The organism is Sphingobacterium sp. GQ94 (assembly GCF_059758715.1).
The window spans coordinates 84626-90739 of the sequence record NZ_JCAXEC010000015.1 but is presented as its reverse complement, the minus strand read 5'-3'; the positions used below and the strand labels follow the sequence as shown (position 1 = coordinate 90739).

7 protein-coding genes are annotated in these 6114 nt (G+C 37.9%); 4 read left to right on the top strand and 3 right to left on the bottom strand.

What is annotated here, in order from left to right; all coding sequences use genetic code 11:
- Positions 1 to 269, bottom strand: a 269-nt coding sequence (locus AC6CHH_RS13450; RefSeq protein WP_498283711.1) for a hypothetical protein, incomplete at its 3' end; no start/stop codon positions are given.
- A gap of 468 nt (positions 270 to 737) precedes the next feature.
- On the opposite strand from AC6CHH_RS13450, the gene AC6CHH_RS13445 reads away from it, so the two are divergent.
- Entirely contained in the window at positions 738 to 1091 is a 354-nt protein-coding gene (locus tag AC6CHH_RS13445; protein WP_498283709.1) for a hypothetical protein, read from the top strand.
- On the top strand, positions 1085 to 1549 hold the full coding sequence (locus AC6CHH_RS13440) for a hypothetical protein (RefSeq protein ID WP_498283707.1): 465 nt from the start codon (positions 1085 to 1087) through the stop codon (positions 1547 to 1549). Before AC6CHH_RS13445 ends, AC6CHH_RS13440 begins: the two co-directional genes overlap by 7 nt.
- A gap of 66 nt (positions 1550 to 1615) precedes the next feature.
- Here the strand turns inward: AC6CHH_RS13440 and AC6CHH_RS13435 are convergent, their stop codons facing one another.
- Entirely contained in the window at positions 1616 to 2083 is a 468-nt protein-coding gene (locus tag AC6CHH_RS13435) for a hypothetical protein (RefSeq protein ID WP_498283705.1), read from the bottom strand.
- Positions 2084 to 2476: 393 nt separating this feature from the next.
- Between AC6CHH_RS13435 and AC6CHH_RS13430 the strand changes: the two genes are divergently transcribed.
- A complete protein-coding gene (locus AC6CHH_RS13430) occupies positions 2477 to 3829 on the top strand; it encodes an FAD-dependent oxidoreductase (protein ID WP_498283703.1) in 1353 nt (450 codons plus the stop codon).
- Between the two features lie 223 nt (positions 3830 to 4052).
- On the opposite strand, the gene AC6CHH_RS13425 is transcribed toward AC6CHH_RS13430, so the two are convergent.
- Positions 4053 to 4892: an MBL fold metallo-hydrolase gene (locus tag AC6CHH_RS13425; RefSeq protein WP_498283701.1), complete on the bottom strand. Its 840-nt coding sequence runs from the start codon at positions 4890 to 4892 to the stop codon at positions 4053 to 4055.
- Between the two features lie 215 nt (positions 4893 to 5107).
- On the opposite strand from AC6CHH_RS13425, the gene AC6CHH_RS13420 reads away from it, so the two are divergent.
- Positions 5108 to 5992: an AraC family transcriptional regulator gene (locus tag AC6CHH_RS13420; RefSeq protein ID WP_498283699.1), complete on the top strand. Its 885-nt coding sequence runs from the start codon at positions 5108 to 5110 to the stop codon at positions 5990 to 5992.
- Positions 5993 to 6114: the final 122 nt, after the last annotated feature.

Below are 6114 nucleotides of genomic sequence, written 5' to 3'. Positions count from 1 at the left end.
CTCTGAACGATGTTTTTGACTTTCAGTCCATCTTGTAGGGTGCTTGAACAGCAAGTGTCGTGATCTTGCCAAAAGCGGATCATACCGAAAGTTTGGGGGGCAATAATTTTTAAGCATACAATTTCATCACTCTGTACAGGAAGAATGTCGTATCCCTTACTAATTCGACCATTTTCCAAATAATTACGGGCTTTGGCGTCGTCAACTCCTTCTGGAGATATTGAAAGAGTATATTGGGAGAACTGAAGATTGAACATTTTTCTAATCATTTGCGATAAGATCGTGTAAACACCAATTTCAAAATTATTTTCACCTATATAATTTGCTTTAATTTTTCTAATTAGCTTTGCAATTCAAATAAGGGTTGACACATGGAATGAATAATACTATTTCACCTCACTTTCAAAAGTATCGTTAAGGATCAAAAATTAATCACGATTTTCAGTACCACTCAAAAAATAATTTATGCTTATTTCATACAAAATAGTTTCTTATAATTGTTTTTCACAATCTGTAATTCTTTTTCATACTTTTGATTAATAGAAATTCAGTAAACTATATGGAAAATAAGTCTTTTTCACGCCTTGTAAGTGTTTTTCATGAACGGACTGCGCCAGAAGAGGGTTATCTGGTAGGATATTCTGCCATGCTAAATACGTATGATCTACAGGTTCCTACACCTAATGTGCTATCTATCTAGTCATAAGCACAAGCGATACAAAACTTCACAATGGCAGGTGTTCACACCGCGGCATAAACCGGAAGACTCATTGATCGGTCATCTTACTTTTGCACTTAAATACGAAGGCATAGAGTTGTGCCTACTAAAAAAACTGTTTGAAAGACTCGATGCAGATACTTTGGCTAGATCTATTGCAGAAGAGCCTACCGGCCAATACCGTAGGAAGATATGGTTCTTGTATGAATGGCTTATGGAAACTCCTTTAAACCTACCGGACCTAAGTTCAGGCAATTATGCCGACCTTCTAGATACCACTATCCAGTATGGATGCATCGAAGTTGTTGACAATTCTAAAGACACCGCATACGGAATAACCTGCCGGGAACGAAGGATTTCTGTCCCATGGTAAGAAGGATTCGGCTATTAGATGAATACATAGGTCGCGGCCTATCAAAGCAGATAAAAGACATCATTGACAAGATACACCCGGATGTAATGGTTAGAACGGCAGCTTTCCTCCTCCTGAAAGATTCGAAAGCTTCTTATGCCATAGAAGGTGAAAAACCACCTCAAAACAGGGCCCAGCGTTGGGGAAGAGCAATCGGACAGGCAGGGCAAAGGTCTGTTACAAACGACGAATTGATCCGTCTACAACAGATAGTCATAGATAATCCGAGGTTTACCAAAATGGGATTTCGTATGCAGGAAGGTTTTATCGGCGAACACGACAGGCGGTACGGTACGCCCATACCTGATCATATCTCAGCAAGGGGGAAAGATGTGGAACAGCTAATAAATGGACTTATCGAGACAGGCAATAAATTAGAAGCGGAATCAGGCTTATATCATGGCAAAGGTCAAATTTAGGCAAAGCCGAAACGTTATATGCATCAGAAAATACCTGGGAAAGAAGAAAAATTCTTTTTGAATTCATTAATCAAGGACTTTAACGTCCAAAACAACCGAATCTGAATTGACAAATTTTTTTGCGGTTTGAACAATGAGCATCTTCTTTAACTCATTCTTTTTAATTATTTCATAACCGTCTGCCCCAACCAAATTATCAAACATTAATTTTTCCGGAGAAAACTCGATCTGCTGAATAATTAGTGAATCCTTTAACCAAGCGATTCCCCAATTTCCGTATTTCATGTTAAATAATTGGTTATCAGGATCTTTTATGGATTTAATCGTATTTATCTCGTGACTTAGTAAAACGACATTATCAAAATTTAAGTCAATAACATTAAGATCTAATGTATCACCTGCTTTGATGGAATTAATCTTCTCTGTTATCTCAAGAAGATTATTGGACGTATATTCATTTTCATAGTGCCGTTGATTGCAAGAGAAAAGAATACCCAATAAAAGAACCAATATTAAACTAAATTTTTTATTCATTTTAATAATATTATTTGTCGGAAGAATTTCTAGAACCTTCTATTTAATACGTTGAAGATACGCAATTTGAATGATCTGTTTTCACCGTTTTAGTGCTGGGAACGATATTTTTCTAGAATACCTAGGGAGTAGAACCCCAATAAAGCAAAGGGCACCGAAAGAAATATTAGTCATGCTTTAGTGTTAGATTCTGCCTTTTTAATTTATTAATTGTTGGAAGGGATCTTCAAGATCTGATGGGACATTAAAAATTATTCACCTGTTTTAAACATTTTTGACCTTCGTCTTTCACTAGGCTGAAGCCAGGGAGTTCATAAACGATTAGTTATTTTTATAAAATGAGCTTAGAAGCCCATTTGAACTTTTGGGTAAGTCCTCATTATTGCTATTAGAATGGAAATAAAACATCACTACGAAAATCTTATTATCGGGTTTGGAAAAGGAGGAAAAACATTAGCCGCATGGTTGGCCAAGACTGGAGAAGAAGTCGCTGTTGTTGAAAAATCTGCTACAATGTACGGAGGGTCTTGCATCAATATTGCCTGTATTCCCACGAAATCTTTAATAAAGAACGCCCAGGAGAATGTACCTTATCAAAAAGCATTTAAGATCAAGAGCGAACTAACGGCATTCCTTAGAGACCTAAATTATGATAACTTAGAGAAATTACCTTTAGCAACGGTTATCACCGGAGAGGCTTCTTTTCTATCTCCGCATGAAGTTCAAATTAAACTAAAATCAACTGGTGAAGAAATCCTCATCCATGCAAATAGAATCTTTATCAACACAGGTTCACAACCTTTCTTGCCGCCAATTGAGGGGTTAAGCGCTTCCCGGCGGGTTTTTACCAGCACTAGTTTGTTAGAGCAATCTGTATTGATTGATGACCTTGTGATTATAGGAGCTGGATTTATTGGGTTGGAATTTGCGGATATGTATGCCAAATTTGGAGCAAAAGTTACTGTTCTGGAAAGCGGAGAATCTTTCTTACCAAAGGAGGATAACGATGTATCGCAGGAGATCTATAAAATGTTAACGACGAAAGGCATTACCATATTAACCGGGGTTTCCGTTAAAAAAATACAAGACAATAACGAACAGGTCAAGCTTGATTACGAGGATATGGATGGAGGCAAGCAATCTTTGAGCACATCCGCGATCTTGATGGCAACCGGGAGAATGCCAAGTACTGAGGGATTAAATTTGGAAGCTGCAGGTATTAAAACAGGAAAAAGAGGGTTTATTGAAGTGGATGAATTTCTAAAAACGAGCGCTCCCTTTATTTGGGCGCTTGGTGACAGTAATGGCGGGCCACAATTCACGTATATCTCTCTAGATGATTTTAGAATTATTCGCGATCAGTTGTCGGGCGGAAACTATGTTTCCATATCACAGAGAAAGAAAATTGCAAGTTCCGTTTTTATAACGCCACAATTTGCACATATTGGATTGCGAGAAAAACAGGTGAATGAAAAAGATCACACGTATAAGGTCGTAAAATTGCCTGTCACAAGCATCCCACGGGCAAGAATTGATGGCAATACGAATGGGTTCTTAAAAACAATTGTTGATACAAAAACAAACAAGATATTGGGGTGTACACTGATTTGTGTTGATGCACATGAGATGATTAATACCATTCAACTTGCGATGAATGCGGACTTGGATTACCAGACCATTAGAGATATGATCTTTACCCATCCCTCCATGAACGAGGCTTTTAATGATCTGTATGCTTTGGTATAGCTGTGCTGAATTGTTACCAAAAGAATTCTACTTAAGGCTTGAATAGCTACTTTGACATTGACCCCAAAGATTTTAAGCTACTCCGAGGGTTTTGGTTCCTATTTTTCTGTCTAGGGTATTGCTATAAGCCTGTCATTCTTTTACTCATCAATAGATCATAAATACATACCCAAGGAATAGTAAAGAATCAAACATTTTACTAAACCTTGGATAAGTAGTGTAATTAAAGGGAGAGTCCGATTATTTCTCCATCCTGAGGGATAATCAATTTATCGGATGTGATTTTCAAATCGGCCGCTTTCTGGGCTAAAGATTTTCTGGTGGTTCGGCAGTGATCCAATGCGTCCATATGTACTGCTATGACTTTTGCCATACCGCTTTCGCCTATTAAAGCCATGGTCTGTTCTTCCTCCATTAGGATTGGGCTATCTTCGTACCCTTTGATAACCGCTCCGCCAGAATTGACCACTATATAGTCTGGTTTAAACTTTTGGATGTTCTTTTTAATATCATCCGTCCATATCGCATCTCCTACAATATAAACGGTGGGTTGGTTCTTTGCCTTTAGGATAAATCCCGAGGTCTTACCCATCATCTCCAATACCTCGCCTGTACCGTGTTGGGATTCTAAGCGGTGGATATTTATGCCATTCCATAGCGTGCTATCCTGTAAAGCCGTTGCTTGATTAAAACCTTCCTTCTCGAAGAAAGCTTTATCTGCAGGCTGGTGTATTAATGCAATGGATTTATCGAGGATTTTGCTGGCTGCCGGGTCAAAATGGTCGGCATGTACATGGGTTACTAAAACCAAATCAACTTCTTCAATGATTTCATTTATGGGTAGTTTCAAACCAACTGTAGGGTTTGTTTGAATTCCTGCCCAGGACTCAATAGCTCCTTTTGGAGAAAGCATTGGGTCGAGCAGAATCTTATTTCCTGCATACTGTAGGATTAATGTTGCATTTCGGACCAACTGAAGGGTTGGTTCTGTGCCTGATTTCGTTTGTGCAAAGGATAAGGTGAGTGAGACCATTATCGCAAATGCTAAAAGTACGTTTTTCATATGTTTTTTATTTAATTCTACTATATCATTCACTCCTGCATTATATTTTTTGGAGTGAGGTATTCTAATGCAAAGGTCGGTATATCGGATAGCCCTTGAGCTATCAAAGACGTGTTAATTACTACCATTTTGATAACCGTAGATCTTTTGGTGGATTAATAAGAATAGATTTTTAGCGCATATTTTCACTAACTTTGCCTAGTAGAATGTAAAATATGAAAACGATTAAATTTCATAAGACGGAATGTGGCGTTGACTTCCTGTTAAATGTGTTAACGGAAAAAGATATTGATTACACAGATACAGATACGTTTGATACGGACTATTTCGAGATTTTATTTTTTAAGCAGGTTAAGGGTCTATTGATTCTGAATCAACAAGAAATTGAGTTGAAAGCAGGCTCTATAATCTTTATTTCACCTTATCAAAAACGAAACTGGAAATTGGATGCTAAGAATCTTCAGGTTACGACGCTGATTTTTCAAGAAGCTTTTTTAAATGACTTTTTTGCGGACAAACTATTCACTTACCGCTTACTGTACTTTTACCAATTAACGCGCCCTCTGGAATTGACGGTCAATGAGCAGGAGATGTTAAAATACTGTGGTCTGCTAACGGAAATCAAAATGGAACTATTGGCAACTGAAACGGATAGTGTCCATATTATTAGGTCTTTGTTATATTACCTGCTACAGACGCTAAACCGCCGATACGCAAATCAACATAAGCTGTCTTTGAACAAATCAGGGAATAATTTTGCCTTCCTTTTCAAAAATTTAATGGAGATCCATATCAAGGAGAAGCAGCGGATAGCCGATTATGCTGAAATGCTAGGCATTAGCAGAATTTCCTTGAACAAAGCGGTTAAAAACCAATTTGGAACGACCGCCACTCAATTGCTTAAACAGCGTATTCTCTTTGAAATACAAAACTTACTTCTTCATTCAAACAAAACGATTAATGAGATTGCCTACGAGCTTAATTTTTCAGAACCCAATCATCTGATGAGGTTCTTTAAGACTCTTACCGGTCAAACCCCGAGTGAGTTCATCGGCAGCATGACAGCTATTTCTAGAAAGACCCAAATCAGTCCTGCATAGGGCCTGTTCTAGGTTATTGTTGGCTGTTTAATATAAAGCATCTCTTCGGAGATGATATCAACATACCTCCGATCGTAAACCTGTTACCTGTGTCCGATTCTGTATCGCTTTATTAAAGAATT

Bases quoted from the DNA above. Each gene is read 5' to 3' on its own strand.
- AC6CHH_RS13440 (WP_498283707.1), top strand. From the start codon at position 1,085: ATGGTAAGAAGGATTCGGCTATTAGATGAATACATAGGTCGCGGCCTA.
- AC6CHH_RS13435 (WP_498283705.1), bottom strand. From the start codon at position 2,083: ATGAATAAAAAATTTAGTTTAATATTGGTTCTTTTATTGGGTATTCTT.
- AC6CHH_RS13430 (WP_498283703.1), top strand. From the start codon at position 2,477: ATGGAAATAAAACATCACTACGAAAATCTTATTATCGGGTTTGGAAAA.
- AC6CHH_RS13425 (WP_498283701.1), bottom strand. From the start codon at position 4,892: ATGAAAAACGTACTTTTAGCATTTGCGATAATGGTCTCACTCACCTTA.
- AC6CHH_RS13420 (WP_498283699.1), top strand. From the start codon at position 5,108: ATGAAAACGATTAAATTTCATAAGACGGAATGTGGCGTTGACTTCCTG.